The following is a 25,992-nucleotide window of genomic DNA, read 5'->3' as shown; positions in this document are numbered from 1 at the left end:
AGAGTTGGAGCCGCCCAGACTCCGTGACCGGCAGGGAGACCGGAATTGCACGTAGGATCACTGGCATGCAAGCCCCTGCCCTGCCCTCCGGTTTTCCCTCGGTTAGCGTCGTGATTCCATGCCTCAATGACGCCGAAGCCCTCCGCGGGTGCCTGGCCTCGCTCGCTGAACAAAGCGTGCAGCCCGCGGAGATTGTGGTTGTCGATAACAACAGCACGGACAACAGCGCCCAGGTGGCTGCCGAATTTGGTGCCCGGGTGGTTTTCGAACCCCGCCCGGGCATCCCGGCGGCGGCTGCCGCCGGCTACGACGCGGCGGCGTCGGACATCATTGCCAGATGCGACGCGGACTGCATCCTGCCGCCGCACTGGATTAAGCAGTTAGCTGAACATTTCGCTGCCGATCCGGGGTTGGCCGCCGTCAGCGGTCCCGGACGGTTCTACGGCTTTGCTCCGTGGCTTGGGCGGATCCTTTCCGTCGCCTACCTCGGTTCCTACTACCAGGCAATGACCCTGGCGCTGGCCCGCCGGCCGCTGTTCGGGTCCAACCTGGCACTGCGGGCGGATGTGTGGCGCGAGGTTGGCCCGGACGTGCACCGGGAGGACGCCGAACAGCACGACGACGTCTGCCTGAGCGCGCACCTGGTCCTTGGCTACCGCTGCGGCTGGGACCGGAGCCTGGTGGTGGGCATGGCCCCGCGGGCGGTCATTGGCCGCGCGAACCTGGTCCGCAGGTTCCGCCGCGCCTTCCATACACTCGCGGTGCACTGGCGGGCCGTACCGCCCTGGGAACGCTGGGTCAGGCGTTTCCGGGGTACAGCAGGGGAAGCTGCAGCACCAGCCAGGGGCTGAAAGCCCACGGGGTCAGGCGCACGGATTCAACCAGCGCGGCAGGATCGGCCCACGTCCAGTCCATGACCTCATCGGCTGCGGGCACGGGATCCGCCTCGGCCACCGCCGTGTAGACGGGGCAGATTTCGTTCTCCACGATCCCCGAGGCATCCACGGCGCGGTAGCGGAAATCCGGAAGCGCGACGGCGATGCTGTTCAGTTTCAGTCCCAGCTCGCGCTCGGCCCGGCGCACCACGGCGTCCTCGGTGGCCTCACCGGGGCCGGGATGGCCGCAGAACGAATTGGTCCAGACTCCGGGCCAGGTGAGTTTTGACAGCGCCCGGCGTGTCACGAGGATGCGTCCGTCCGGATGGTAGACGTGCGTTGAGAAGGCCAGATGCAGCGGCGTATCGCGGGTATGCACGGTCATCTTGTCCGCGGTACCTATCATTTGGCCCCCTTTATCGACCAGAATGACTTCTTCCCGGCGTTGCGGCATTTCTTCCCCTAACGATCAGCGTGTTTACTTTATGCATGGAGACAGAACACTTGCCTGACGAGAGAATTGGCCATCAGCAGGTGGACCGTGTCCTGGACGGGTTCTTCACCGCGGCCAAGGAACGCGCCGAGCGGATCAGTCCCAGCTACCTTAGCCTCTGGGAGACGCTCGAAAAATCCACGGTCGGAGGCAAGCGGCTGCGCCCGCAGATCGTGATGACGGCCTACACGCACCTCGGGGGAACCGATCTTGAAGCGGCCGCCCGGGTGGGTGCCGCGTTTGAACTGCTGCACACCGCGCTGATCGTCCACGATGACGTGATTGACCTTGATTTTGTCCGGCGCGGACAGGACAACGTTTCCGGGGTGTACCGCCGGATGGCGGAAACTGCGGGCGAACCCGCCGAAGTTGCCCGGCACCGGGGCATGTCCGTCGGCATCATTGCCGGAGACCTCGCCCTGACCGGCGCTTTCCGGATGCTGGACTCAGTCTCCACCGATCCGCTGACCCGCGAAATCCTGGCCGGCATCCTCGACGAGGCCGTCTTCGCTTCAGCCGGAGGAGAGCTGATCGACGTCGACTTCTCCTTCGCCGCAGGTTCACCGCCCGTCGCGGAGATCCTGGACATGGAGCGCCTGAAGACTGCGGTCTATTCATTCGAAGCCCCCCTGCGCGCGGGCGCGGTCCTGGCCGGCGCCGGCACCGAGGTTGCCGCAGCCCTGGGCCGGTTCGGACGGGACACGGGTATTGCGTACCAGCTGGTGGATGACCTGCTGGGCGTTTTCGGGAATGAGAGCGCCACGGGCAAATCCAGCATGGGAGACCTCCGGGAGGGCAAGCGCACCGTGCTGATCGCCTACGCCGCGCAGACTCCGTGCTGGGCCGAACTTTCCGGGATCATCGGCCGGCCGGACATGGGCCCGGGGGACGCTGACCGTGCCCGCGGCATCCTGGTGGACTGCGGGGCCCGCCAGTACGCGCAGGACCTCGCGGCCCAGTATGCGGCCAGCGCCCGCAGCCACCTTGAATGCGCCGAAGTGCCGGCCGGCCTCGCTGCCGTGCTGGACGACGTCGTCTCCTCCTCCGTGAACCGGGGCCGGTAGCCGTGGGGCAGGCAACCGGACTTCCGCTGTACAACCAGGCGGCCCTGGAGACGGCAGCGGTCATGATCCGCGCCTATTCCACGTCCTTCGGACTGGCCTCCCGGCTGCTGGCGCCCCGGACCCGGCGCCAGATTGAAACCATCTACGCCCTGGTGCGGCTGGCCGATGAGATCGTGGACGGTGTCGCCGCGGCGGCCGAGATTCCTCCCGCCGGCATCCGGCGGATGCTCGATGAGCTCGAGGCCGAAACCGCCAGCGCCCTGCGCACCGGCTACAGCGTGAACCTGGTGGTGCACGCCTTCGCACTGACTGCGCGGCGCACCGGAATCGGCACGGACCTCACCGGCCCGTTTTTCCGGTCCATGCGGGCGGACCTCACCCGGGCCGAACACACCCAGGCCAGCTTCGAGGACTACGTCTACGGATCCGCCGAGGTGATCGGCCTCATGTGCCTGCAGTGTTTCCTGGACGGGCACACCGTTCCCGCCGACCAGGAAAAGCGGCTGCGGGAAGGTGCCCAGCGGCTGGGTTCCGCCTTCCAGAAAGTGAACTTCCTCCGCGACCTGGCCGAGGATTTCGAATCCCTTGGCCGCAGCTATTTCCCGGGCGTGACCGTGGACGCCTTCACCGAGGCTGACAAACACCGCCTGCTCGATGACATCGAAGCAGACCTTCTCGTATCCGGCGCGGCCATCGCCGAACTTCCCCGGGACTGCCGCCCCGCCGTCGCACTTGCCCAGGAACTGTTCGCCGAACTGGCCCGCAGGCTGCGCCGTACTCCGGCCTCCAGGCTCCGGACCACCAGGATCCGGGTACCCAATCCCGTCAAGCTGAGGATCGCTGCCGATGCCGTTTACCGGCACAGGCTGCGGCGCTCCTCCGCGCCGGCATTCTCCGCCCCCGACGCCGAAAGGGCGCCATGACCTCCGGAAAAACCAAGCCCAGGCCCCGCACCGCCGTCGTCATTGGCGGCGGCATTACCGGCCTGGCCACCGCTGGCCTGCTGGCCCGCGAGGGCCTGGACGTCACCGTCCTGGAAAAGAACAGCACACCGGGCGGACGCACCGGGAACTGGGAGACGGACGGCTTCCGCTTCGACACCGGGCCCTCCTGGTACCTGATGCCCGAGGTGTTCGACCACTTCTTCCGGATGCTCGGTACCAGTGCCGCCGAACAGCTGGACCTGGTCCAGCTTGATCCCGGCTACCGGGTGTACTTCGAAGGCGAGAAGGAGCCGGTGGATGTCCAGGCCACCCGGGAGAAGAACGTGGAACTGTTCGAATCCCTGGAACCCGGAGCCGGCGCCCGGCTGGAAAAATACCTGGACTCCGCGGCCGAAGTCTATGACATGGCCAAGAAGCGCTTCCTCTACAGCACCTTCGCCTCCTTCCTGCCGCTGCTGCGTCCGGATGTGCTTTCCCGCGGGCCGCGGCTGGCGAAGCTGCTGCTGCAGCCGCTGAGCTCCTTCGTGGCGAAGCGGTTCACCGACCCGCGAATCCGGCAGATCCTGGGTTATCCGGCAGTGTTCCTGGGGTCCTCTCCGTTCACGACCCCGAGCATGTACCACCTGATGAGCCGCCTGGACCTGTCCGACGGCGTGCTCTATCCGCGCGGCGGGTTCCACCGGCTGATTACGGTGATCGCATCACTGGCGGAGTCCCAGGGCGTGAAGATCCAGCTGGACGCCAACGTCACCGCCATCCGCACGGAGAGCACCGGCAAGGGCAAGGCGCGGGCCACCGGAGTTGAATACCGCGACGCCGCCGGAACGCCGGCGGCGCTCGACGCAGACCTGGTGGTTTCCGCCGCGGACCTGCACCACACTGAGACCCAGCTGCTGCCGGCCCAGCTGCAGACCTATCCGCCCAAATACTGGGAGTCCCGGATCCCGGGTCCCGGCGGGATCCTGCTACACCTGGGTGTTAAGGGGGAGCTGCCCCAGCTGGCGCACCACACGCTGCTGTTCACCAAGGACTGGAAAGCGAACTTCGAGAAGATCTTCGGGAAGCACACGTCGGTTCCGGATCCGGCCTCTCTGTACATCTGCCGGCCCTCTGCGACGGATGACGACGCCGCCCCGGCTGGCCAGGAAAACCTCTTTGTACTGGTGCCCGTTCCCTCGGACCCGGCGCTGGGCACCGGAGGGGTGGACGGTGCCGGTGATCCGCGGCTCGAAGCGATGGCGGACACGGTGATCGGGCAGATTGCCGGCTGGGCCGGCATCCCGGACCTGGCTGAACGCATCACCGTCCGCCGGACGGTGGGGCCCGGCGACTTCAGCAAGGACTTCAACTCGTGGCGGGGAACCCTGCTGGGTCCGGCCCACGTGCTGAAGCAGAGCGCCTTCCTCCGCGGCGCGAATGCCAGCCGCAAGGTGGACGGCCTGCTCTACGCCGGGGGATCCACCCTGCCGGGCATCGGTCTGCCCATGTGCCTGATCAGCGCGGAACTTGTGCTGAAGCGGCTTCGCGGGGACACCAGCACCGAAGCCCTGCCCGAGCCGCCCCGGGCGCCGGACCAGGCCCGCTGATGGGCGCTTTGTACCTGCTGTTCCTTCTCGCATCGATCGGCTGCATGATGCTGCTGGACCACCGCTTCAAGCTGTTCTTTTTCTCAGGGGCACCGCTGCGCGCAGCCGCCGTGCTGGTCACCGGGCTGGTGTTCTTCCTGGTCTGGGACCTCTCTGGCATTGGCCTGGACATTTTCTACCGCGGCGAAACCCGGTTCATGCTCGGACTCGAGCTGGCACCCCACCTGCCGCTGGAGGAAGCCTTCTTCCTGGCCTTCCTCTGCTACCTGACCATGGTCCTGTTCGGCCTGCTGAAAACGGCGGCTGCCCACTTCGGCCGGCACCGGTCCGGAGAGGCGGTCCGGCGGTGACCTACTGGCTGCTGAACCTCTGCTTCCTGGTCCCCGCGGCTGCCGTGCTTGCCGCGGCGCTGCTGCGCCGCCGTCGTTCCGGCATGCGTAACCGGACCTTTGTCCTGCGTCTGGCCGGCACGGCTGCCGTTCTGCTGCTGCTGACCGCTGTCTTTGACAACCTGATGATCGCCGTGGACCTCTTCGGCTACAACCCGGACCGGATCTCCGGTGCCTTCCTGGGCCTGGCTCCGCTGGAGGACTTCGCCTATCCGCTGGCGGCGGTCCTTCTGCTTCCGGCCCTTTGGGAACTTCTGGCCCCGCGTACCGCCGCCCTTTCCGAGGAGAACGAATGAGCGCCCCTGCCACCCGCAACGCCGGTACCCTGCGGATGCTGCTGCTCTCCTCCCGGCCGCTGTCCTGGGTCAACACTGCCTATCCCTTTGCCGCGGCGTATCTGCTGACCACCGGCGGGATCGACGCCGCGTGGGTGATCGGCACGCTGTACTTCCTGATTCCCTACAACCTGGCGATGTACGGCATCAACGACGTGTTCGACTACGAATCCGACCTGCGCAACCCGCGCAAGGGCGGCGTCGAGGGCGCCCTGCTGGACCGCCGGTTCCACCGGATCACGCTGTGGGCTGCAATGGCCACCAATGTGCCGTTCCTGGTCGTGCTGGTGCTGATGGGTTCCCCGCTGTCCTGGCTGGTGCTGGCCGTGAGCGTCTTCGCAGTCATCGCCTACAGCGCCCCGGGACTGAGGTTCAAGGAACGGCCTTTCCTGGATTCGATCACCTCAAGCACACACTTCGTGTCCCCTGCCGTCTACGGATTGGTGCTGGCCGGTGCCCAGTTCACACCCGGTCTGTGGGCGGTCCTGGGCGCGTTCTTCCTCTGGGGCATGGCCAGCCAGGCGTTCGGAGCGGTACAGGACATCGTTCCGGACCGGGAGGGCGGACTGTCCTCCATCGCCACGGTGCTGGGCGGCAAGGCCGTGGTGCGGCTGGCTTTCGCCGCCTACGCCGCGGCCGGCGCGCTGATGCTGCTCACTCCGTGGCCGGCACAGCTCGGCTCACTGCTGGCAGTGCCGTACCTGCTGAACCTGCTGCCGTTCCTGGGCATCACGGACGAGCGGTCCGAGGAAGCCAATGCCGGCTGGAAGCGGTTCCTGAAGCTGAACTTCCTGACCGGTTTCCTCGTGACCATGCTGCTGATCTGGTACTGGCCTTCCCGCTAACCCTTCCTCCTCGCCCCTCCCTCCCCCGAGAGGCCAGTTACGGCTCTTTTCAGGGCTGAAACGAGCCGTAACTGGCCTTTCGATGGTGGAGGAGGGGCCGGGGAACGCAAAAAGCGGCCGGCTCCCGAAGGGACCGGCCGCCTTTTGCTATCCGCTGGGGCGGGCAGATTACTCTGCGACGCCTACGAACTCAGCCTGCTCGTTGGCCGTGGTCTCGCCGCTGGCGAGGTTGGCACGGAGCTTGGCGCCGAGGTCGGCGTCAACGTTGGTCCAGTACTGGATGGCAGCTTCGCGGATGTGCGGGCGCTGCACACCGGAGACTGCACCGGTGATGGTTTCCAGGAAACGGGCCTTGGCGGCGTCGTCGAACACCTCGCGGTACAGCGTGCCGGCCTGGCCGAAGTCGCTGTCCTCGGAGTGCAGGGTCGCGGCGGAACGCACCAGGGCGCCGTCGTTCTCCCACGTGCCTTCGCCTGCGAGTGCCGGGTCGGCCACGGGGCCGCCCAGGGTGTTCGGGGCGTAGACCGGGGTCTCCGGGGAGTTGAAGGAGAAGCGGCCGTAGCCGTCCTGGGAGTAGTTGTTAACCGGAGCCTTCGGTGCGTTGACCGGCAGCTGGTTGTAGTTGGTGCCAACGCGGTAGCGCTGGGCATCCGGGTAGGAGAAGATGCGGGCCATCAGCATCTTGTCCGGGGAGGCTGCAATGCCCGGGACCAGGTTGGCGGGGGAGAGTGCCACCTGCTCGATCTGGGCGAAGAAGTTCTCCGGGTTGCGGTTCAGGGTGTGGGTACCCACCTTGATCAGCGGGTAGTCAGCGTGCGGCCAGACCTTGGTCAGGTCGAACGGGTTGAACCGGTAGTTCTTGGCGTCGTCGTACGGCATGACCTGAACGTGCAGGTCCCAGGACGGGAAGTTGCCGGCGGCAATGTTCTCGTACAGGTCGCGGCGGTAGTAGTCGGCGTCGGCGCCGGCGATGCGCTCTGCTTCTGCACCGGTGATCTCGTGGTTGCCCTGGTTGGAGGTGAAGTGGTACTTCACCCAGAAGCGCTCACCGGCAGCGTTGATCCACTGGTAGGTGTGCGAGCCGAAGCCGGGCATTTCGCGCCAGGAGCGAGGGATGCCGCGGTCGCCCATCAGGTACGTGACCTGGTGTGCGGACTCGGGGGAGTTGGTCCAGAAGTCCCACTGCATGTCAGCGTCACGCAGGCCGGAACCCGGAAGGCGCTTCTGCGAGTGGATGAAGTCCGGGAACTTGATGCCGTCGCGGATGAAGAACACCGGGGTGTTGTTGCCGACGATGTCGTAGTTGCCCTCGGAGCTGTAGAAACGCAGTGCGAAACCGCGGACGTCGCGCCAGGTGTCGGGGGAGCCCATTTCTCCGGCAACGGAGGAGAACCGCTGAATGGTTTCGGTGGTGGTGCCGGGCTGGAAAACAGCGGCACGGGTGTACATGGACACGTCTTCAGTGACGGTGAATTCGCCGAATGCGCCGCCGCCCTTGGCGTGCACGATGCGCTCCGGGATGCGCTCCCGGTTGAACTGGGCCAGCTTCTCAACCAGGTAACGGTCGTGGAGTACAACCGCGCCGTCAGCTCCGTGGGACAGCGAGTGTGCGTCGCTGGCAACCGGAGTGCCGGTCTGGGTGGTGGTGAAGTTCGACATTCTCTCTCTTTCTTCTTTTTGGGTGGAGTGTTTAAGCCGAGGGTCAGGAAGTCTTGCCGGGAGTGTCCGGCTTGGCCGCGCAGTCTGCGCAGAGCCCCTGGTACAGCACATCGGCAATCTGGATGGTCATGCCGTGGGTGTTGCTGGGGGTCAGGCACGGTGCGTGTCCGACAGCGCAGTCAACGTCCTCGATGCGTCCGCAGCCGGTGCACATCGCGTGGTGGTGGTTGTCATCAACGCGGGTCTCATAGAGTGCGGGGGAGTGCGGCGGCTCGATCCGGCGCAGCATGCCCGTTTCCGTGAGGTCCGTGAGGACGACGTAGACGGACTGGAGGCTGATGTCCGGAAGGGTGGCCCGCACAATAGCTGCGACCTCATCCGCACCTGCGTGCGGTGAATGGTCGACGGCGTCCAGCACGGCCAGGCGCTGCTTGGTGACCCGGCGTCCGTGTGCACGCAGCTGCGCTGACCACTTGTCAGTGGTTGCCGCGGAGGCTGCTGTGGAAGTCATGCGACTACCGTACCGGTTATTGTGATTTATTCATAATAAGGTCCGCCTAAGTGCTTCGGCTTAGGCTGGGGTTGCGGCCGTGAGCACTGCCGCGAATCAGGAGGCAACAGTGTCCGCAACAGCAGCACGGTCCCCGGTGCGCCGCGTGCGCGTGGGGGAGGCGGAAGTGGGGCTGCGCTCGTCGGGAACGCCGGGGCCGGATGTGGTCCTCGTCCACGGAATCGGTGCCTCCTCGCGCTACTTTGAGCGGCTGGCGGCTGAGCTCGCCCGGGACTGCAGCGTTCATCTGGTGGAGCTGCCCGGGCATGCCGGAATGGAGCGTCCGCGGGAGGCCCCGACCATGGCCGGGTACGGCTCCGCCGTCGCCGCTGCCCTGCGCCAGGCGGGGGTCGAAGACGCCCTGCTGGCGGGCCACTCGATGGGGTGCCAGGTGGTGGTGGAAGCAGCACTGGCGGATCCGGACCTCGCCGCGTCCCTCCTGCTCCTGGCCCCAACCGTGAACCAGGCTGAACGGAGCATCGCCGCCCAGGCATTCCGGCTGGCCCAGGACACACTGCGCGAAAGCGCTGCAGTGAACCGGATCGTCTTTACGGACTATCTGCGTGCCGGCCCGCGCTGGTACCTGGGCACCCTGCGCCGGATGATGGACCACCGGATGGAAGAACGCCTCGCCCTGGTGGAATGCCCGGTGGCGGTGATCAGCGGCAGCACGGACCCGATTGTGCCCCGCTCCTGGCTGCTGCGGCTGGAAGCTGCCCGGAGCGGCGTCGCTCTCGGCGAAATTCCCGCTGCCCCGCATGTGCTGATGTGGACGCACGCCGGCCAAACCGCAGAGTGGGTGCGTAAACTCCGGAAGGGCGTGCAGTGAGCGGCCCCCGTCTGCCCCACCCGGCGCACCGGCTGGGACACCGGCTGGGACATCGGCTGCGGCTCGCCGCCGCGTGGGCAGCGGACTATGCCTACGTAGCGCGGTGGCAGGTGCAGGGGTTTGTGTGCCGGGAGGATCCCTCCGGTTACCTGCAGCCGGCCCAGGGGACGGCGCTCCGCGAACCGGTGGTGCTGATTCCCGGAGTCTATGAGGACTGGCAGCTGCTGCGTCCGCTGGCCGCGGCCCTGGCCGCGGAGGGACACCCGGTCCACACCGTGAAGACCCTGGGCTACAACCGCGGCAGGATCGATGAGATGGCCCGCCGGGTCGAGTCCTATCTGGTGTCCGCCGGACTTGAGGATGCGGCAATAGTGGCTCACAGCAAGGGCGGACTGATCGGCAAACAGGTCCTGCTGGGTGCCGAGGGGAACCGCATCCGCCGCATGGTCGCGGTCAATACGCCGTTCTCCGGTTCCCCGTATGCCCGGTACTTCCTGATCCCGTCCATCCGCGCCTTCTCGCCGCGCAATGCGCTGCTGCGCAGCCTCCAGGCCAGCCTCGAGGCGAACACCCGGATCACATCGGTTTACGCAGCGTTCGACCCGCATATTCCGGGAGGCAGCGGGCTCGACGGCGCCCGGAATATCCAGCTCGAATCGATGGGACATTTCCGCCCGCTGGGCGATCCTGAGCTGCACCGCCTGGTGGTACGCGAACTGCAGGAAGGGAAACCCTAGCTCGGCCCCTTGGCCAGTGCCTGCTCCACGGCCGACTGGACACCGGAGGTCCACGGGTCGCCGTGGCCGGTGAGCACTGTCCCGGCCCCGGTGTCCGCCAGCGCCTGCAGCGAGGCAAGGGCCGCAGCGCTGTCTGCTGTTGCTGCGCCGGAGACAATCTGCGGGCCCCGTCCTCCGGTGTACGGGTTCAGCGTCACCAGGGCATCCCCGGCGATAAGGGCTCCGCGGTCCGGGAAATGCAGGGCGGTGTGCCCGGCAGTATGCCCCGGCGTGGGTATCGCCACCGGCGCTCCGGGCAGTCCGGCCGCGGCCGCTGCATCCAGGTCGTGGACATCTGCCACGCCGCGGACCAGCAGGGCCCCGGCCATCGTCATGGCGCCAAGCTGGCGCAGCGAGCCCGGGAACCGGAACGGATACTGGAACCGGGGCCGTTCGTGGCCGTAACGGTAGGGGTGCGCTGCAATGTAGTGGTCCGCAGGGTGGGCGAGGACCGGGGCACGAAATTCGGTGCGCAGCTTTGCGGCGGTGCCCACGTGGTCAAAGTGCCCGTGGGTCAGGACAATCGCGCTGACCGAACCCGGCCCGTATCCCAGTGAGCGGACAGCCGAGGAAATCTCGTGCTGGGCGGCCGGCAGCCCGGAGTCGACGATCAGCACTTCACCGTCGCCCTCAACCAGGTAGGCGTTGGTGTAGGCGTGCTCAATCAAGTGGATACCGTCGGCAACGTTGCGGGTCAGCATGGATCCTCCTGGTACGGGCGTCCTGGACGGACGGTCAGGGCAATATGGTAAGCATGCTTTGCCCCGCCGGGGATGGTGGGCCGCGGCGTACGGAGCGCGGCGCCGGGACAGCCGGACGCGCTCGCCTAGACTGCTCTGGTGCCCAGACTGCTAGCTGACCTTACCCCGCTGCGTGAAAGCCGGGATTTCCGCCGGCTCTGGACCGGAACCGCGCTCTCCGCCGTCGGCACGCAGCTGACGCTTGTGGCCGTGAGCCTGGAGGTCTACGAGCTCACCGAATCCAGCCTTTACGTCGGCATGCTGGGTGTGGTGGGACTGGTGCCGCTGGTCCTGGCCGGCCTTTACGGGGGCTCGGTGGTGGATGCCTATGACCGGCGGAAGGTGGCGTTGTTCTCTGCCGCCGTCCTGTGGCTGACTACCATCGGCATTGCGGTCCAGGCCTGGCTCGGCCTGGAAAACGTGTGGCTGCTCTTCGCGCTGGTGGCCGTCAACGCCGGCGCCGGGGGACTGAACCATCCGGCCCGCAGCGCGATTATTCCGCGCCTGGTCCGCCCGGAACTGCTGCCCGCCGCCAATGCGCTGAGCATGATCACCTTCGGCATCGCCATGGCAGCGGGTCCGCTGCTGGCGGGCGTGCTGGTGGGGCAGGTCGGCTACGGCTGGACCTACACGATCGACGTCGTCACCTTCACTGCGGCGATGTGGGCGCTGTACCGCCTGGATCCCATGCCGCCCATCGGGCAGGTGCAGAAAGCCGGCCTGAAATCCGTGCTGGAGGGATTCACCTTCCTGGGCACCCGTCCCAACATCCGCATGACCTTCATCGTCGACCTCGCCGCCATGGTGCTGGCCCAGCCGCGGGCACTGCTGCCCGCCATTGGTGCCCTGATGCTTGGCGGCGGCGCGGAAACGGTCGGGATCCTGCTGGCTGCCACCGCTGCCGGCTCGTTCCTGGCCGGCCTGTTCTCGGGTCCGCTGGGTCTGGTGCGGCGGCAGGGCCTGGCTGTGATGTGGGCGGTGGTCGCCTGGGGGCTGTCCGTTTCGGCCTTTGGGATTGTGGTGGTCCTGGCCGGAGAGCACGACGGCGGCGGTGTCTCACCGTGGCTCCTTCCGGCCGCGCTGGCCATGGGAGCTGCCGGAATTGCCGACTCGATCAGCGGCGTCTTCCGCTCCACGATTCTTCAGGCAGCGACACCGGATGCGATGCGCGGCCGGCTGCAGGGCGTTTTCGTGGTGGTGGTGGCCGGCGGTCCGCGCCTCGGTGACCTGGTTGCCGGCGTCGATGCGTCCTTCCTCGGCGAAGGCTGGGCCGCAGTTGCCGGAGGCCTGGCCTGCGTCGCCGCCGTCCTGCTCCTGTCCCGGCTTCAGCCGGGCTTTGCCCGCTACGATGCCCGGCATCCGGCGCCGTGAGCTGCGCCACCGGCCCGGCAGGCGCGGAACAGTGCGGGTCCCGGATACGTTAAGGCTTACGAAAAGTACTGCGGAAGGTTTTGGACCTGCGCTCCTGGTGGGAGGGCTGGGCCTTCCGCCCAGGAAGGATCGTGTACACGTGCACCGACATTTCAACGGTTTGAAGACCGCCCTCCTCTTTGGAGTGCTCTTCGCCGTGCTGCTGGGCATCGGCGGCCTGCTTTCCAGCGGCACGGGGAATTCCTCGTTCATCTGGATCTTCCTTCTGATCGGGCTTGCCACCACTGCCTACAGCTACTGGAACAGCGACAAGCTGGCCATCCGTGCCATGCATGCCGTGCCGGTAACGGAGGCGCAGGCCCCGGAAATGTACCGGATTGTCCGCGAACTCTCTGCCAAGGCCAACAAGCCGATGCCCCGCCTCTACATCTCGCCGACCATGGCGCCGAACGCGTTCGCCACGGGCCGCAACCCGGAGAACGCCGCGGTGTGCTGCACCCAGGGCATCCTGCAGCTGCTCAATGAACGCGAGCTGCGCGGAGTGCTGGGACATGAGCTCATGCACGTCTACAACCGGGACATCCTCACCTCCTCGGTGGCAGCTGCGATAGCCGGCGTCATCACCTCACTTGGACAGTTCCTGCTCTTCTTCGGCGGCGGTGACCGCCGCAACCAGAATCCGCTGGCCATGATCGCCATGGCCATCCTCGCCCCGCTGGCAGCCTCGCTGATCCAGATGGCCATTGGCCGCACCCGGGAGTACGACGCCGATGAGGACGGCGCCACCCTGACGGATGATCCGCTGGCGCTGGCTTCGGCGCTGCGGAAGCTTGAATCCGGTACGCAGCAGGCGCCGCTGCCCAACACGGACCAGAAGCTGGTCAACACTTCCCACCTGATGATCGCCAACCCGTTCCGCAACGGTGTGCGCGGCCTGCTGGCCACCCACCCGCCGATGGCCGACCGGATCCGCCGCCTCGAAAACATGGCGGGACGCCCGCTCGGTTCCTAAGCGCAGCGGCCTCGAAACAGAGAGTGAGCACAGATGCGGCTGATCCTCGTCCGCCACGGCCAGACACCGTCGAACATTGAACGGCTGCTGGATACCGGTGCCCCCGGGCCCGGGCTGACCGAACTGGGCCTGGCCCAGGCGGCCGCCCTGCCGCAGGCCCTGGGACATGAACAGATCAGCGGAGTCTATGCCTCGAACCTGGTCCGCACGCAGCTCACTGCCACGCCGCTGGCCGATGCGCTGGCCCAGCCGATCGAGGTGCGGGACGGGCTGCGGGAGATCTCCGCGGGGAACCTGGAAATGCGCGGTGACAGCGAATCCATCCAGGCGTACCTGCGCACCGTTTATGCCTGGGTGCAGGGCGACCTCTCGCTGGCCATGCCGGGCGGGCCGGACGGCGAGGAGACCCTGGGCCGCTTCGACGAGGTGGTGACCGAGCTGCAGCGCTCCGGGCAGCAGACACCGGTGATCTTCAGCCACGGAGCGATCATCCGGGCCTGGGCCACCGCCCGCGCCCGCAACGTGGGACCGGATTTCATTGTCCACAACACGCTGAGCAACACCGGGATCGTGGTGCTTGAATCCAGGCCGCGTCCCGAGGCCCACGGGCATGCCTGGGAGCTGCTTACCTGGCAGGGAGAAGCGGTTGGCGGTTCTGCCCTGGAAGATCCGGACACCGACGGACCGGCAGCCGAGGACGTTGAGCTGGCGCCCTAGCGGCAAGGCAGGCAAAACTACGACGGCGGTGCTCCCCCCTGGGAGGGGAGCACCGCCGTCGTTCGTTTCGCTGCCCGTACGCCGGAGGGCGAACGCCTAGCGGAAGTTGATGAACTGCAGATCGACGTCCAGGTCTGCGCCCTTCAGCATGGCCATGGTGGCCTGCAGGTCGTCGCGGGACTTGGAGCTGACGCGCAGCTCATCGCCCTGGATCTGTGACTTAACGCCCTTGGGGCCTTCGTCGCGGATCATCTTGTTGATCTTCTTGGCCTGGTCCTGGGCAATGCCTTCCTTCATGGAGGCCTCGATGCGGTACTCCTTGCCGGAGGCATAGGGCTCGCCGTCATCGAGGGACTTCAGCGAGATGCCGCGCTTGACCAGCTTGGACTGGAAGACGTCCAGTACGGCCTTGACGCGTTCCTCGGAGTTGGCCTTCATCAGGATCTTTTCGCCGCTGAAATCGACCTCGGCGCCTACGCCCTTGAAGTCGTAGCGCTGCGCGATTTCCTTCTGCGCCTGGTTCAGGGCGTTGGCGACTTCCTGCTTATCGATCTTGCTGACGACGTCGAATGATGACTCGCTGGCCATAATGCGCTCCTTTGGTGCGTGGGTAAACGGACTTGTCCTGTGCACCAGCCTAATAGGTGGGCGCCGCCGGAGGGCAGCCGCGGGCGCTCACAGCAAGTATCCAGCGGGAGCGGACGGTCCTCCCATCTTGCTGGGAAAGGGTGGGGAACATGAGCACGCACCCCACTGATCCAAAGGAACCTCCGCGTACAGCCGAGCCGGCACGGGCCCGGGACGGGGCTCCGGCCAGAGCTAGGGAAGGGACCCCGGTGCAGTCCGGAATGCCGCTTCCGCCCGGGGCAGCAGCCCAGGTGCCTGCCGCATTGCCGCGGCGGTCCGCCGGGATCCTGCTGCGGCGTGCGGCAGCGTCCTCCATGCTTGCAGCAGTCTCGGTGACAGGGGTGGGTGCGGTATCAGCACAGGCGCGGGAGCCGCAGGAGGCTTCCTTCTCCTATCCCGCCGAGGACGAGGCGGCCGCCGCCCTGCGTCCGGTTCAGGCCGCCGCTGCCCCGGACAGCTCGGAACGGCTCGCGGGCGTCCGCCGGGACCTGGCCAATGCCGTCGCCTGGGGCAGCGTGACAGCTGCCCAGGCGGAACATTTCTACGCGCAGATCAGCGCCCGGATTGCCCGCGGGCTGTAGGCCCGGGGGCCGATTCGATTCTTGGACGAATGTTCTGTAAAGTTGTCTTGCCCGCGGTTACCGCGGACAAAGTCTTCGCAAGAAGGCCTTCGGCAGATTACCCGAGCGGCCAAAGGGGGCTGACTGTAAATCAGCTGGCAATGCCTACGGGGGTTCGAATCCCTCATCTGCCACCGAAGAGAGAGCATCCCCGGTCTGAGGACCGGGGATGTTTTTTTGTTTCCGCACGTCCCGGGGCCGCCGAACGTGGCCCGCAGCCAAAATCTCGGCACAAAAGTGCCCGATATGGGCACGCCCCCAAGAACTAAGTGACTAGGGCGTCTAGTGTTTCTAAGCATGAAAGAGGACCTGGCTCTGGACCGGCTTGCCGAAGATTTCCGGGAAGCGCTGCGCGAGGCCGTCTTCCTGGTGCGCCATATGGATACGGAGTTCGGAATCACCTCCAATCAGCTGGGAACCCTGCGGATGGTTGCCGGGGACGGAATGCGCGTCTCGGACATCGCCAGGAACCTGGGCGTCAAAGTGCCAAGTGCCACGGAGCAGATCATCCGCCTCGAGCATGCCGGGCTGGTGCGCCGCAGTCCGGATCCGGAGGATTCCCGCGGGGTACGGGTCAGCCTGACGCCTGACGGGCGGCGCAAACTCGCCGTTGAAACGGAGCGGCGGGAGTCGCTGCTCTCGGACCTTCTGGGCCAGCTGGGCTCGGGGGAACGCGAAAAACTCCGTCAGGCCCTGCCCGTGATTGCCAAGGTGACGAACATGGGATTCTCTACCATCAGCTGAATCCGTTCTTCACCGCAGAGCGAACAATTGCAGACATCGTCCGCCATGGGCGATAGCGTGGCTGGTATGGCAACTATCGACATCACCGAGGCAACGTTCCCCGAAACCATTGAGGACAACGACATTGTGTTCGTTGACTTCTGGGCGGACTGGTGCGGCCCGTGCAAGCAGTTCGCACCGGTTTACGACGCCGTCTCGCAGCAGCACGAGGACATCACCTTCGCGAAGGTGGACACCGAGGCAGAGCAGGGCCTTGCCGCCGCCGCCGGCATCACCTCCATCCCCACCCTGATGGCTTTCCGTGAGAAGGTGCTGGTGTTCTCCCAGCCCGGCGCCCTCAATGCGAACCAGTTCAGCGAACTGGTCGAGGCGGTCAAGGGTCTGGACATGAAGGCGGTCCACGAGCAGATCGCCGCCCAGGAACAGGGCCAGGCTGCCGCAGGCCAGGACGGCCAGGCCAGCTAACACCCCCCCCACAGCGCAGACACGCAGGGAGCTCCTCCGGCTATGGAGGAGCTCCCTGCTGCGCTTTAACGCCCTGGGCAGCGCCCGCGAAGACTTCCTGGACCGCACATATCTTCCCTAGCCGCGGGCACTTTCCGGTTGTAGGCTCGGACACCCGGGGGGAGCTGTGCGGCCGCCGGCTGCCCGCCCGCCGGGGAAACCAGTCAAAGACGACCAAGGTTAAAGGCGAGGAATACCAATGAGCGGTAATCGAGCAGTTGCTTATATCGAACCCGGTGTTGTGGAAGTCCAGGACATCGACTACCCGACCTTCGAGCTGAAGGACGGCCCGGGTGTGAACCCGGCAAACGTGGGCCGGAAGCTGCCCCACGCGGCCATCCTCAAGGTCCTGACCACCAACATCTGCGGCTCCGACCAGCACATGGTCCGGGGACGCACCACGGCGCCGCCCAACCTGATCTTGGGCCACGAGATCACCGGCGAGGTGGTTGAAACCGGTCCGGATGTGGAGTTCATCAAGGTAGGGGACGTTGTCTCCGTGCCCTTCAACATTTCCTGCGGCCGCTGCCGCAACTGCAAGGAACGCAAGACCGGGATCTGCCTCAACGTGAACCCGGACCGTCCCGGCAGCGCCTACGGATACGTGGACATGGGCGGCTGGGTGGGCGGCCAGGCGGAATACGCACTGGTGCCCTACGCAGACTGGAACCTGCTGAAGTTCCCGGATTCAGACCAGGCGATGGAGAAGATCATGGACCTGACCATGCTCTCCGACATCTTCCCCACCGGCTACCACGGGGCCGTCACCGCGGGCGTCCGCACCGGCTCCACGGTCTACATCGCGGGCGCTGGCCCGGTGGGGCTGGCGGCAGCGGCGGGAGCGCAGCTGCTGGGCGCCGCCGTCGTCATAGTCGGTGACCTCAACGAGGACCGGCTGGCACAGGCACGCAGCTTCGGCTGCGAAACCGTAGACGTCTCCAAGGGCGACCCCAGGGACCAGATCGAGCAGATCCTGGGAGTTCCGGAAGTTGACTGCGGTGTTGACGCGGTGGGCTTCGAAGCCCGCGGCCATGGACACGGGGCCGGGCACGAAGCGCCGGCAACGGTCCTGAATTCACTGATGGACATCACTGCAGCCGGCGGAGCGCTGGGCATCCCCGGGCTCTACGTCACCGGCGACCCCGGAGGCGTGGACGAGGCAGCGAAGGTCGGCTCGCTGTCCCTCAGCCTGGGGACCGGCTGGGCAAAGTCCCTGTCTTTCACCACCGGCCAGTGTCCGGTGATGAAGTACAACCGTGACCTGATGATGGCCATCCTCAATGACCGGGTGCAGATCGCGAAGGCAGTGAACGCCACCGCGATCCGGCTCGACGATGCGCCCGAGGCCTACCGGGAGTTCGATTCCGGTGCCGCAAAGAAGTACGTCATCGATCCGCACGGGGTCACCGGCGCCAACGCCAACTAGGGACCTTCCGCGACGGGCCGCCGGGACGGCATCAGCACGATTTGCTTTCCCCGGCGGCCCTTTGCGCGCCCGCACCTTCCGCCCGCAGAACCCGCCTCGCTAGACTCGACGGGCCGGAGATACCCCTCCAGTGTCATGGACCTCCGGCGGCACCACTCATGCGGGACACGAGTTGGAAGCGGGGACAACATGCGCGAACTCCTCAAACGCCGGGATGCTTTGCCGGCCCTGGACCGGGGCACGTCCCCGCCGTCCTGGGCCAGGGATCCCCACCGGGCCGGAGCCCTCCAGTGAACGGGGCGGATACCGCCTGGGTCCTGGTCTGCGCCGGACTGGTGCTGTTCATGACGCCGGGACTGGCCCTCTTCTACGGCGGGATGGTTCCCGTGCGGAACGTCCTGACCATGATGATGCAGAACATCATTCCGCTGGGCATCATTACCCTGACCTGGGTTCTGGTGGGCTACACCCTGGCATTCAGCAACCAGGGGAATTCCGTCCTGGGCGAGTTCGACGCGTTCGCGCTGCTCGATGTGGACACCCCCCAGTTCCACACCGTCGCTGCGGGCGTGACCATCCCTGCCCTGGCCTTCGTGGCCTACCAGATGATGTTCGCCATCATCACGCCGGCCCTGCTCACCGGTGCAACAGCCGGACGGCTGAAGTTTGCCGGCTGGACCGTGTTCCTGGTTGCCTTTTCGATCCTGGTCTACCCCCAGGTGGCACGCTGGCTCTGGCATCCCAAGGGGTGGCTCGCCCAGCTCGGCGCGCAGGACTGGGCCGGCGGGCTGGTGGTCCATGCGTCCGCCGGCGCAGCGGCCGTAGCCGTGCTCCTGGTAGTCGGACGCCGCCGGGGCTGGCCGCGGCTGAAGACCTCGCCCAACAACCTGCCGCTGATGCTGGTCGGGGCGGGCATCCTGTGGTTCGGCTGGTTCGGGTTCAACGCCGGAGACGGGCTGCAGGCCAACGACATCGCAGCCCAGGCCCTGATCAACACCCACGTGGCCGGCGGAGCCGCCATACTCACGTGGCTGCTGGTTGAACGCCTCACCAGCGGACACTCCACGCTGGTTGGGGCAGTGTCCGGAGCCGTAGCGGGCCTGGCCACGATTACCCCGTGCGCCGGATTCGTCAACACCGGCTCCGCGCTCCTCATTGGGCTGATCGCCGGCTGCGTCTGCTGCTTCGCCGTCCGGCTCAAGCACCTGCTGCGCTACGACGACGCTCTGGACGTGATCGCTGTGCACTTCGTCGGCGGCCTCATTGGGTCCTTCATGCTGGGCTTCTTCGCGGACAGCAGAGTGAACCCGGTCAGCGCCGACGGCCTGTTCGCGGGCGGCGGCGGGATCCTGCTCTGGCACCAGATCGTGGCGATCGTCTGCGTGGTGGTGTTCTCCTTCGTGATCAGCTGGCTGGCAGCGGCCATCATCAGCCGGACCATCGGCCTGCGCGAGCCGGGACCTGAACAGGATTCACTGGACAAGGTGCAGCAGGGCCAGGCGGCCTACTCCCTCAGCGGGGTCACCGCCCATCCGACTACCAGCGGCCGCGGTGCGGATACGCCGGAAGCCGAAGCCGCTCAGGCGGGCGGGCCCCGGCACGTGATCAGTGCAATCGTCAACACCGACCGGATCGACGGGCTGCGCGATGCACTGCTGATGGCCGGCGCCCGGTCCATTGAACTGATGGAGACCACGGTCTACACCGGCCGGGTCCACACCGAGGTCTTCCGCTCGGACGTACGGCAGCTGGACTTCGAAGACCGGATGCGGGTGTACGCAGCTGTCGACGACGAGCACGAAGAGGCAGTCGCAGCTGTCCTCCGGCGCTTCGGCGCTGAACCGGAATCGATCCACCGGGTGGAAATCAGTCCGTAGCGGCCGGCGCCGTGACCCTTAACTCTTCCCGGGCCGCACACTGGCGGCCCGGGAACAGTTTTGCAGGGGACTAGCCGCGGTGCAGTGCCACGGGTTCTGCCAGCAGGGCGCTGAGGGATTCATCCAGGTCCTGCTTTGCGGTGCCGCGGGAATGCCGGGCGAGGTCTTCCTCGGAGGCCCACTGCTCGGTCAGGACAATCCGGTCCTCGGACTCCTCGGTGATTTCATACCGCAGGCAGCCGGGCTCCGCCTGGACCTGCTCGATCGCGATCTCCAGGGCCAGCTTCACGCGGAAGAACTCTCCGGGGTTGGGAACGAATACGGCTGTCAGGTCTACGGGTGCGCTCATTTACCCAACTGTAGGCGAACCGGATGGCGGGGCGGAGATCAGTGACGGCGGTGGTCCTGGGGAGCCAGCCGCGGCCCCCAGGCCTGCTTGCGGAAACCCGTCAGTCCGATCAGGCGCACCACCCGCTGGCGGTGTCCGCGCCAGGGCTCGAGGAGAAGCAGCATGCCGGCGTCGTCAGTCCGCTTACCGGTGAGCGCGGCGCCCACCTCCGCGGCCAGGTGGAAGTCCCCAACGGCAACGAGGTCGGGGGAGCCGTGCGTGCGCTGCAGCGTTTCCGCAGCACTCCAGGGCCCGATCCCGGGCAGGGACTGCAGCTTGGCGCTGGCCTCCCCGGCGGGCAGTCCGGCCAGCCGTTCCACGCCCGACGCCGACGCACAGGCACGCAGGATGGTCCGGGAACGGTGCGAATCAACACCGGCGCGGTGCCATTCCCAGCTGGGTACCCTCCGCCAGCCGGCGGCATCAGGGGGAAGCATCAGCCCCGGGGGCACCGGCCCCGGAGCAGGCTCACCGAAGCGCTGGACCAGGTAGCGCCAGGCATGCACGGCTTCCATCTGCGTGACCTTCTGTCCCAGCACTACCGGCACCAGTGTCTGCAGCATCCTTCCGGTACTGGGCAGCCGCAGTCCGGGATGGCGCCGCCGGGCTTCCCGCAGCGCCGCCGGCAGGGTCGCCAGGAAGCCCGGCTCGTCGAAGGACGACCAGTCGTCGTGTTCGCCGAGCAGTGCCGGAACAGAGGCCACGGCCTCCGCGGCGCCGGGACCCCAGGCCTGGGCGGACACCCGCGCCGGGGAACGCAGGGCACCGGCATGCTGGGTAAGGAACAGGGTGGCCGGCCCGGAGCCGGTACGGAAAGCCAGCCAGGCGCCGGCAGGGAGGATCCGTACCGAGGGATCGGCGGATCCGTGCGCCACGGTTCTCAGGGTGCGGGCGAGCTCCAGCGGGCGGGAGAATTCGAACTCACCGCGACTGGAGGCCGAACCGGAAGACATGTCACCATGCTCGCACGTCCGGTGTGAACTTCTGTCCCAAAACCACGGCGGCCGTAGGCAAGTTTGCTACGCCGTGTTCAGCCCGGCCTGTTCCTGCGCGGTGCAGCCAGTAACGTGGTGCCCATGAAGTATGCCAACACTGTCCTGGACCTGATCGGCAACACCCCGCTGGTGAAACTCCACCACGTCACCGAAGGCATCGAAGCCACGGTGCTGGTGAAGCTGGAGTACCTCAATCCCGGCGGATCCATCAAGGACCGCATCGCCGTGAAAATGATTGAAGCGGCCGAGGCGGAGGGCAAACTCCGCCCGGGCGGAACAGTGGTTGAACCGACCAGCGGCAACACCGGCGTCGGCCTGGCCCTGGTAGCCCAGCAGAAGGGCTACAACTGCATCTTCGTCACCCCGGACAAGGTGGGCGTGGAAAAGCGTGATGTGCTGCGCGCCTACGGCGCCGAGGTAGTAGTGACCCCCACCGCCGTCGCACCCGAAAGCCCCGAGTCCTACTACGGTGTCTCCGACCGCCTGGTGCGGGAAATCGACGGCGCCTACAAGCCTGACCAGTTCTCCAACCCGGCCGCCCCGGCCAGCCACTACGAGTCCACCGGTCCCGAGATCTGGAAGGACACCGACGGCAGGCTCACCCATTTCGTGGCCGGCGCAGGCACCGGCGGAACCATCACCGGCACCGGCCGCTACCTGAAGGAAGTCTCCGCGGACCGCGACTCCGGCCCGGTGAAGATCATCGCCGCTGACCCGGACGGATCGGTGTACTCCGGCGGCACCGGACGCCCGTACTTCGTCGAAGGCGTCGGCGAGGACATGTGGCCCGGCAACTACGACCCCTCGGTTCCCGATGAGGTCATTGCCGTCAACGATGCCGAGTCCTTCGCCATGACCCGCCGCCTGGCCCGTGAGGAAGGCCTGCTGGTGGGCGGTTCCTCCGGCATGGCCGTGGTGGCCGCGCTGCGCGCCGCCAAGGACCTGGGCCCCGACGACGTCATGGTGGTCCTGCTGCCGGACAGCGGCCGCGGCTACATTGGCAAGATCTTCAACGACGGCTGGATGAAATCCCACGGGTTCCTGGACGAGACCGGCCAGGATGCCACCGTGGCGGACGTGCTGGCAGCCCGGGGCAGCGAGGCAGCACCGTACGTGCCCAAGACCGCCACCGTGCTGGAGGCCGTTGAACTGCTGGGCCGGCACGGCAGCAGCCTTCCGGTCCTCTCGCACGAACCGCCCGCCGTACTGGGCGAAGTCCACGGTTCAGTGGACGAGCGCTCGCTGACCGAAAAGCTCTTCCGCGGCGAAGCCAAGCCCGGCGACCCCGTCAGCGACCACCTCTCTGCCAAGCTGCCGCAGATTGGAGCCGGGGAACCGGTCTCTGCCGCCATGGAACGCCTGGCTGACGCCGACGCCCTGCTGGTCGCCTCCGGCGGAACCTGGCACGGCATCCTCACCCGCCGCGACCTGCTCTCCTACCTCAGCGCCTAGGCGCCGTCCGCAGAGTCCAATCCCGACCGCCGCGCCGCCGGCACAGGAGGAAAAACCATGACTGAAGGCTTCAATACCCGCGCCATTCACGCCGGGCAGACCCCGGACCCGACCACCGGCGCAGTGATCCCGCCGCTGTACCAGAGCACCACCTATGCCCAGGACGGAATCGGCGGGCTGCGCAACGGCTACGAATACGGACGGGGCACCAACCCCACACGGGATTCACTGCAGCTCCAGCTCGCCGCACTGGAAGGCGGACGCCACGCGTTCTCCTTCAGCTCCGGCCTGGCAGCCGAAGACGCCCTGATCCGTGCACTGCTGGCACCCGGGGACCACATTGTCCTGGGCAACGACGCCTACGGCGGAACCTACCGGCTCATCAACCGGGTGCTCTCCGCCTGGGGCATCACCAACGCCGCCGTGGACATGTCCGACGCCGCTGCCCTGGAAGCTGCCATTGCGGCCGGGAACACCAAGATCGTGTGGCTTGAGACGCCGTCGAACCCGATGATGAAGATCTCCGACATCTCCGCCGTGGCGAAGGCAGCACACGACGCCGGTGCCCTCCTGGTAGTGGACAACACCTTCGCGTCCCCGTACCTGCAGCAGCCGCTGGCCTTCGGCGCGGACATCGTGGTGCATTCGACCACCAAGTACATCGGCGGCCACTCCGACGCCGTGGGCGGCGCAGTGATCCTGAACGACGACAGCGCTGCGGAAAAGATCGGGTTCATCCAGTACGCCGCGGGTGCCGTGTCCGCCCCGATGGAAGCCTGGCTGACCACGCGGGGCCTGAAGACCCTGGGGGTTCGCATGGACCGGCACTCCTCCAACGCCATGGCGGTTGCCCGCTGGCTGCGGGAGCAGCCCGCCGTCGAGTCCGTGCTGTATCCGGGGCTGGAAGACCATCCCGGGCATGACCTGGCCAAAGCCCAGATGAAGGACTTCGGCGGCATGGTCTCGGTCAGCTTCAAGGGCGGGGAAGCCGCCGCCCGCAAGGTTGCCGAGTCCACGAAGGTCTTTACTCTGGCCGAGTCCCTGGGCGGAGTCGAGTCCCTGATGAACTACCCGTCGGAAATGACGCACGCTTCCGTGAAGGGCACCGAGCTGGCCGTTCCGGAGAACCTGCTGCGGCTTTCAGTCGGCATCGAGGACCTTGAGGACCTCATCGCGGACCTGGACCAGGCGCTGAAGCAGCTCTAGACCCCGAAGCAGTCCGAAGGTTCAGCGGCGCCCCGTGAGGCGGCGCCGCCGGACCTTGGGGTCCGTCTGGCCGTAGAAGCGGGTGCTCTGGGGCAGCCAGAGCAGCACGGCGCAGGCGAGCAGGAGTGCACCCAGCGCCATGAGCGAGGGGCCGCGGAACAGCAGCGGAACGCCGGCGATCAGCCCCAGGGTGGTCAGGGTTTCCCGGCTGCTGCGCCTGCCGCGGCGAAGCCGCAGTGCGTAGAAGGCAGTGAGGGCGCCCAGGGCAATGCCGAGGATGCCCAGCGTCAGCAGGCCCTGGGAATCCTGGCGCTGGGTCTGTGCCGTAAACAGGAAAGACGCGCCGGCCAGGATCAGGACGACGGCGGCCACCAGCCAGGCAGCAGCAGCCAGCCGCATCGTTCCCGGCATTGGCGTCAGTGGATGTGTCTTGCTCAACCTGGTTCTCCTTATCGGGGATCCTGTGCCGCAGCAGGCTGTGCAGGTATCCCGTTCACTGACTACGGTAGCGGCACCGGGCGGCAGGCTGCCGGAGCTGAGCCGCCTCAGGAGCAGCGCTTTTCCCGAATGCGGGCAGATCGGTGTCAAAAACCCCGTCCGCCGCCACTTGGCGAAGGCAGGCGGGTAGAGTGTGGCTCGCTCGCCCGCTCGCCGAACGGCGGCGGCGCAGGAGGGAAGCAGATGGCCCAGGGACTGCGTTCACAGGCCGCGGGAGCGGCACTGATGCTCGGCGCGGCCGCGGTCTGCGCCGGACTGCTGGCTCTTGCCCTGCTCCTCGCACCGCGGGACGGCATCGACTTCCGGGTCTACGTGGCCGGCGGACAGACTGTGCTGAAGGCCAGCGGCGAACTCTATTCCGTTGGCATCCCCAACCCTCCGAACCCGTCGCTGATGTTCACCTACCCGCCCGCAGCCGGACTGGTGTTCGCCGTCCTGGCGCCTTTCGGGGACGTCATCGGCTTCAACATTTTCTTCGGCATCTCCCTTGCCCTGACGGCCCTGACCGCGCTGTGGCTGGTGGCCCACTTCAGCGGCGCGGGCAGCATCAGGGCAGTGTTCAAGGGGTTTTGGCTCCGTCCGGCGGCCATCACGGCGTTCGGGCTGACGGCAGCTCTCGGCCCGTGGCGGGACACCCTTGCCCTGGGCCAGATCAACATCATCCTCTTCGCCCTGGTGATGATCGACTTCCTGAACCGCAGCGAGCAGTGGCCGCGGGGCCTGCTCACCGGAGTGGCTGCCGGGCTCAAACTGACGCCGCTGGCGTTCGCGTTCTATTTCCTGGTGCGCGGTGACTGGCGGGGGCTGAGGAACATGGCGTTTGGTTTCCTGGCCACCTTCGGGCTGGGATTCCTGATCCTGCCCCGGGAGTCCAAGATCTACTGGGGCGAACTGCTCCCGGACACCTCACGTGTTGGCGGGGGAGCCTACGTGGACAACCTCTCGTTCCGCGGCGCGCTGCTGCATTTTGCCGGCCCGGAGGCGGATGTCACCGTTCCGTGGCTCCTGCTGTGCCTGGCCGCTGCGGGCGCCGCCGCCGTCGTCATCCGGCTTGCCACACTGGCGGGGGCCGACCTGCTGGCGCTTGCCGCCGCAGCGCTGCTGATGCTCCTTGCCTCACCGGTTTCCTGGTCGCACCACTGGGTCTGGGTGGCGGTCTGCCTGCCGCTCGTCGGGGCAGCAGTCCTGGCGCTGCCGCGGGAGCGGCGGGCCATGCGCATCACCGGCTGGATCCTGCTCGCCGCAACGGCCGTTTCCTTCTACCTCACACCCAAGGGCATAGGCGGGCTCCTGGGCGCCCGGAACCTGGACTCCCAGACTCCGGAGCTGTGGCTGATGGCCGCCAGCGCAGGAGTCTTCTGCGGTGCCGGCATGTTCGTCTGGTTCCTCGTGCTGCTGTGGCCCGGCAGGCCCCGCCGCTGGTGGCGCGCCGCACCGGTTTCCCGGCCGATCCAGGTTCCGCGCACCTAG

At 66.9% G+C, this 25,992-nt stretch carries 28 protein-coding genes and 1 tRNA gene; 21 read left to right on the top strand and 8 right to left on the bottom strand.

Annotation, left to right across the window (positions count from 1 at the left end; genetic code table 11):
• Positions 1-65: 65 nt before the first annotated feature.
• Positions 66-851 (top strand): glycosyltransferase family 2 protein, encoded by a 786-nt coding sequence (locus tag NGB94_RS04730; RefSeq protein WP_325789402.1) that lies wholly within the window; start codon positions 66-68, stop codon positions 849-851.
• On the opposite strand, the gene idi is transcribed toward NGB94_RS04730, so the two are convergent.
• Positions 799-1,329, bottom strand: coding sequence for an isopentenyl-diphosphate Delta-isomerase (gene idi, locus NGB94_RS04725; protein WP_325789400.1), 531 nt, complete (start codon positions 1,327-1,329; stop codon positions 799-801). The genes NGB94_RS04730 and idi overlap by 53 nt on opposite strands.
• 50 nt (positions 1,330-1,379) lie before the next feature.
• Between idi and NGB94_RS04720 the strand changes: the two genes are divergently transcribed.
• From NGB94_RS04720 to NGB94_RS04695, 6 genes are read left to right on the top strand one after another with little or no spacing between them, the layout of a single operon-like run.
• Positions 1,380-2,432, top strand: coding sequence for a polyprenyl synthetase family protein (locus tag NGB94_RS04720; RefSeq protein ID WP_325789398.1), 1,053 nt, complete (start codon positions 1,380-1,382; stop codon positions 2,430-2,432).
• 2 nt (positions 2,433-2,434) lie between these two features.
• On the top strand, positions 2,435-3,355 hold the full coding sequence (locus NGB94_RS04715; protein WP_325789396.1) for a phytoene/squalene synthase family protein: 921 nt from the start codon (positions 2,435-2,437) through the stop codon (positions 3,353-3,355).
• Entirely contained in the window at positions 3,352-4,962 is a 1,611-nt protein-coding gene (gene crtI / locus NGB94_RS04710) for a phytoene desaturase family protein (protein WP_325789394.1), read from the top strand. The genes NGB94_RS04715 and crtI overlap by 4 nt, the downstream gene beginning before the upstream one ends.
• On the top strand, positions 4,962-5,312 hold the full coding sequence (locus tag NGB94_RS04705) for a lycopene cyclase domain-containing protein (RefSeq protein WP_325789393.1): 351 nt from the start codon (positions 4,962-4,964) through the stop codon (positions 5,310-5,312). The genes crtI and NGB94_RS04705 overlap by 1 nt, the downstream gene beginning before the upstream one ends.
• A complete protein-coding gene (locus NGB94_RS04700) occupies positions 5,309-5,647 on the top strand; it encodes a lycopene cyclase domain-containing protein (RefSeq protein WP_325789391.1) in 339 nt (112 codons plus the stop codon). The genes NGB94_RS04705 and NGB94_RS04700 overlap by 4 nt, the downstream gene beginning before the upstream one ends.
• The gene (locus NGB94_RS04695; RefSeq protein ID WP_325789389.1) at positions 5,644-6,531 is read left to right on the top strand and encodes a prenyltransferase; all 888 of its coding nucleotides are present in this window, start codon (positions 5,644-5,646) and stop codon (positions 6,529-6,531) included. The genes NGB94_RS04700 and NGB94_RS04695 overlap by 4 nt, the downstream gene beginning before the upstream one ends.
• A 168-nt stretch (positions 6,532-6,699) precedes the next feature.
• Here NGB94_RS04695 and NGB94_RS04690 read toward each other — a convergent pair whose 3' ends face one another.
• Positions 6,700-8,190, bottom strand: coding sequence for a catalase (locus tag NGB94_RS04690; protein WP_325789388.1), 1,491 nt, complete (start codon positions 8,188-8,190; stop codon positions 6,700-6,702).
• A gap of 43 nt (positions 8,191-8,233) precedes the next feature.
• Positions 8,234-8,701 carry a Fur family transcriptional regulator gene (locus NGB94_RS04685; RefSeq protein ID WP_325789386.1) on the bottom strand — a complete coding sequence of 156 codons (468 nt, stop codon included), beginning with the start codon at positions 8,699-8,701 and terminating at the stop codon, positions 8,234-8,236.
• 109 nt (positions 8,702-8,810) lie between these two features.
• Between NGB94_RS04685 and NGB94_RS04680 the strand changes: the two genes are divergently transcribed.
• Positions 8,811-9,569 carry an alpha/beta hydrolase gene (locus tag NGB94_RS04680; protein WP_325789384.1) on the top strand — a complete coding sequence of 253 codons (759 nt, stop codon included), beginning with the start codon at positions 8,811-8,813 and terminating at the stop codon, positions 9,567-9,569.
• Positions 9,566-10,306, top strand: coding sequence for an alpha/beta hydrolase (locus NGB94_RS04675; protein ID WP_325789383.1), 741 nt, complete (start codon positions 9,566-9,568; stop codon positions 10,304-10,306). The genes NGB94_RS04680 and NGB94_RS04675 overlap by 4 nt, the downstream gene beginning before the upstream one ends.
• Here the strand turns inward: NGB94_RS04675 and NGB94_RS04670 are convergent.
• Positions 10,303-11,046 (bottom strand): MBL fold metallo-hydrolase, encoded by a 744-nt coding sequence (locus NGB94_RS04670; RefSeq protein WP_325789382.1) that lies wholly within the window; start codon positions 11,044-11,046, stop codon positions 10,303-10,305. The genes NGB94_RS04675 and NGB94_RS04670 overlap by 4 nt on opposite strands.
• 138 nt (positions 11,047-11,184) lie before the next feature.
• Between NGB94_RS04670 and NGB94_RS04665 the strand changes: the two genes are divergently transcribed.
• The 3 genes from NGB94_RS04665 (at position 11,185) to NGB94_RS04655 (ending at position 14,185) form a co-directional block, all read left to right on the top strand.
• On the top strand, positions 11,185-12,456 hold the full coding sequence (locus NGB94_RS04665; protein ID WP_325789381.1) for an MFS transporter: 1,272 nt from the start codon (positions 11,185-11,187) through the stop codon (positions 12,454-12,456).
• 139 nt (positions 12,457-12,595) lie between these two features.
• On the top strand, positions 12,596-13,468 hold the full coding sequence (htpX, locus tag NGB94_RS04660) for a zinc metalloprotease HtpX (RefSeq protein WP_325789379.1): 873 nt from the start codon (positions 12,596-12,598) through the stop codon (positions 13,466-13,468).
• 33 nt (positions 13,469-13,501) lie between these two features.
• Positions 13,502-14,185: a histidine phosphatase family protein gene (locus tag NGB94_RS04655; protein WP_325789378.1), complete on the top strand. Its 684-nt coding sequence runs from the start codon at positions 13,502-13,504 to the stop codon at positions 14,183-14,185.
• Between the two features lie 96 nt (positions 14,186-14,281).
• Here the strand turns inward: NGB94_RS04655 and NGB94_RS04650 are convergent, their stop codons facing one another.
• Positions 14,282-14,773 carry a YajQ family cyclic di-GMP-binding protein gene (locus tag NGB94_RS04650; RefSeq protein ID WP_055239270.1) on the bottom strand — a complete coding sequence of 164 codons (492 nt, stop codon included), beginning with the start codon at positions 14,771-14,773 and terminating at the stop codon, positions 14,282-14,284.
• 248 nt (positions 14,774-15,021) lie between these two features.
• On the opposite strand from NGB94_RS04650, the gene NGB94_RS04645 reads away from it, so the two are divergent.
• The 6 genes from NGB94_RS04645 to amt all read left to right on the top strand — a co-directional run bounded on the left by NGB94_RS04645 (position 15,022) and on the right by amt (position 19,983).
• The gene (locus tag NGB94_RS04645; protein WP_325789377.1) at positions 15,022-15,393 is read left to right on the top strand and encodes a hypothetical protein; all 372 of its coding nucleotides are present in this window, start codon (positions 15,022-15,024) and stop codon (positions 15,391-15,393) included.
• A 91-nt stretch (positions 15,394-15,484) separates the two neighbouring features.
• Positions 15,485-15,566 (top strand) — tRNA-Tyr (locus NGB94_RS04640).
• A gap of 163 nt (positions 15,567-15,729) precedes the next feature.
• Positions 15,730-16,176 (top strand): MarR family winged helix-turn-helix transcriptional regulator, encoded by a 447-nt coding sequence (locus NGB94_RS04635; RefSeq protein WP_325789375.1) that lies wholly within the window; start codon positions 15,730-15,732, stop codon positions 16,174-16,176.
• A 66-nt stretch (positions 16,177-16,242) separates the two neighbouring features.
• Positions 16,243-16,641, top strand: coding sequence for a thioredoxin (trxA, locus tag NGB94_RS04630; protein WP_325789374.1), 399 nt, complete (start codon positions 16,243-16,245; stop codon positions 16,639-16,641).
• 238 nt (positions 16,642-16,879) lie between these two features.
• A complete protein-coding gene (gene fdhA, locus NGB94_RS04625) occupies positions 16,880-18,106 on the top strand; it encodes a formaldehyde dehydrogenase, glutathione-independent (RefSeq protein WP_325789373.1) in 1,227 nt (408 codons plus the stop codon).
• Positions 18,107-18,396: 290 nt separating this feature from the next.
• Positions 18,397-19,983: an ammonium transporter gene (amt, locus tag NGB94_RS04620; RefSeq protein ID WP_325789372.1), complete on the top strand. Its 1,587-nt coding sequence runs from the start codon at positions 18,397-18,399 to the stop codon at positions 19,981-19,983.
• 70 nt (positions 19,984-20,053) lie between these two features.
• On the opposite strand, the gene NGB94_RS04615 is transcribed toward amt, so the two are convergent.
• Together NGB94_RS04615 and NGB94_RS04610 are read right to left on the bottom strand one after the other, a co-directional pair.
• Positions 20,054-20,332: a putative quinol monooxygenase gene (locus NGB94_RS04615; RefSeq protein WP_325789371.1), complete on the bottom strand. Its 279-nt coding sequence runs from the start codon at positions 20,330-20,332 to the stop codon at positions 20,054-20,056.
• 38 nt (positions 20,333-20,370) lie between these two features.
• Entirely contained in the window at positions 20,371-21,324 is a 954-nt protein-coding gene (locus NGB94_RS04610) for a 3-methyladenine DNA glycosylase (protein ID WP_325789370.1), read from the bottom strand.
• Positions 21,325-21,447: 123 nt separating this feature from the next.
• On the opposite strand from NGB94_RS04610, the gene NGB94_RS04605 reads away from it, so the two are divergent.
• Positions 21,448-22,818 (top strand): cystathionine beta-synthase, encoded by a 1,371-nt coding sequence (locus tag NGB94_RS04605; protein ID WP_325789369.1) that lies wholly within the window; start codon positions 21,448-21,450, stop codon positions 22,816-22,818.
• 57 nt (positions 22,819-22,875) lie between these two features.
• A complete protein-coding gene (locus NGB94_RS04600; RefSeq protein ID WP_325789368.1) occupies positions 22,876-24,024 on the top strand; it encodes a cystathionine gamma-synthase in 1,149 nt (382 codons plus the stop codon).
• 21 nt (positions 24,025-24,045) lie between these two features.
• Here the strand turns inward: NGB94_RS04600 and NGB94_RS04595 are convergent, their stop codons facing one another.
• On the bottom strand, positions 24,046-24,462 hold the full coding sequence (locus NGB94_RS04595; RefSeq protein WP_325789366.1) for a hypothetical protein: 417 nt from the start codon (positions 24,460-24,462) through the stop codon (positions 24,046-24,048).
• A 243-nt stretch (positions 24,463-24,705) separates the two neighbouring features.
• On the opposite strand from NGB94_RS04595, the gene NGB94_RS04590 reads away from it, so the two are divergent.
• The gene (locus tag NGB94_RS04590; protein ID WP_325789364.1) at positions 24,706-25,992 is read left to right on the top strand and encodes a glycosyltransferase 87 family protein; all 1,287 of its coding nucleotides are present in this window, start codon (positions 24,706-24,708) and stop codon (positions 25,990-25,992) included.

This window comes from Arthrobacter koreensis (assembly GCF_035792275.1).
Taxonomy (GTDB): Bacteria; Actinomycetota; Actinomycetes; order Actinomycetales; family Micrococcaceae; genus Arthrobacter_B; species Arthrobacter_B koreensis_A.
Note: the sequence above shows the minus strand (reverse complement) of the source record. Positions and strands in the feature narration are given on the sequence as shown.

Coding starts and splice junctions, on each gene's coding strand:
- NGB94_RS04655 (WP_325789378.1), top strand. CDS start 13,502: ATGCGGCTGATCCTCGTCCGCCACGGCCAGACACCGTCGAACATTGAA.
- NGB94_RS04635 (WP_325789375.1), top strand. CDS start 15,730: ATGAAAGAGGACCTGGCTCTGGACCGGCTTGCCGAAGATTTCCGGGAA.
- NGB94_RS04685 (WP_325789386.1), bottom strand. CDS start 8,701: ATGACTTCCACAGCAGCCTCCGCGGCAACCACTGACAAGTGGTCAGCG.
- NGB94_RS04600 (WP_325789368.1), top strand. CDS start 22,876: ATGACTGAAGGCTTCAATACCCGCGCCATTCACGCCGGGCAGACCCCG.
- NGB94_RS04590 (WP_325789364.1), top strand. CDS start 24,706: ATGGCCCAGGGACTGCGTTCACAGGCCGCGGGAGCGGCACTGATGCTC.
- NGB94_RS04615 (WP_325789371.1), bottom strand. CDS start 20,332: ATGAGCGCACCCGTAGACCTGACAGCCGTATTCGTTCCCAACCCCGGA.
- NGB94_RS04690 (WP_325789388.1), bottom strand. CDS start 8,190: ATGTCGAACTTCACCACCACCCAGACCGGCACTCCGGTTGCCAGCGAC.
- NGB94_RS04670 (WP_325789382.1), bottom strand. CDS start 11,046: ATGCTGACCCGCAACGTTGCCGACGGTATCCACTTGATTGAGCACGCC.
- trxA (WP_325789374.1), top strand. CDS start 16,243: ATGGCAACTATCGACATCACCGAGGCAACGTTCCCCGAAACCATTGAG.
- NGB94_RS04650 (WP_055239270.1), bottom strand. CDS start 14,773: ATGGCCAGCGAGTCATCATTCGACGTCGTCAGCAAGATCGATAAGCAG.
- fdhA (WP_325789373.1), top strand. CDS start 16,880: ATGAGCGGTAATCGAGCAGTTGCTTATATCGAACCCGGTGTTGTGGAA.
- NGB94_RS04695 (WP_325789389.1), top strand. CDS start 5,644: ATGAGCGCCCCTGCCACCCGCAACGCCGGTACCCTGCGGATGCTGCTG.
- NGB94_RS04705 (WP_325789393.1), top strand. CDS start 4,962: ATGGGCGCTTTGTACCTGCTGTTCCTTCTCGCATCGATCGGCTGCATG.
- NGB94_RS04730 (WP_325789402.1), top strand. CDS start 66: ATGCAAGCCCCTGCCCTGCCCTCCGGTTTTCCCTCGGTTAGCGTCGTG.
- NGB94_RS04610 (WP_325789370.1), bottom strand. CDS start 21,324: ATGTCTTCCGGTTCGGCCTCCAGTCGCGGTGAGTTCGAATTCTCCCGC.
- idi (WP_325789400.1), bottom strand. CDS start 1,329: ATGCCGCAACGCCGGGAAGAAGTCATTCTGGTCGATAAAGGGGGCCAA.
- NGB94_RS04605 (WP_325789369.1), top strand. CDS start 21,448: ATGAAGTATGCCAACACTGTCCTGGACCTGATCGGCAACACCCCGCTG.
- crtI (WP_325789394.1), top strand. CDS start 3,352: ATGACCTCCGGAAAAACCAAGCCCAGGCCCCGCACCGCCGTCGTCATT.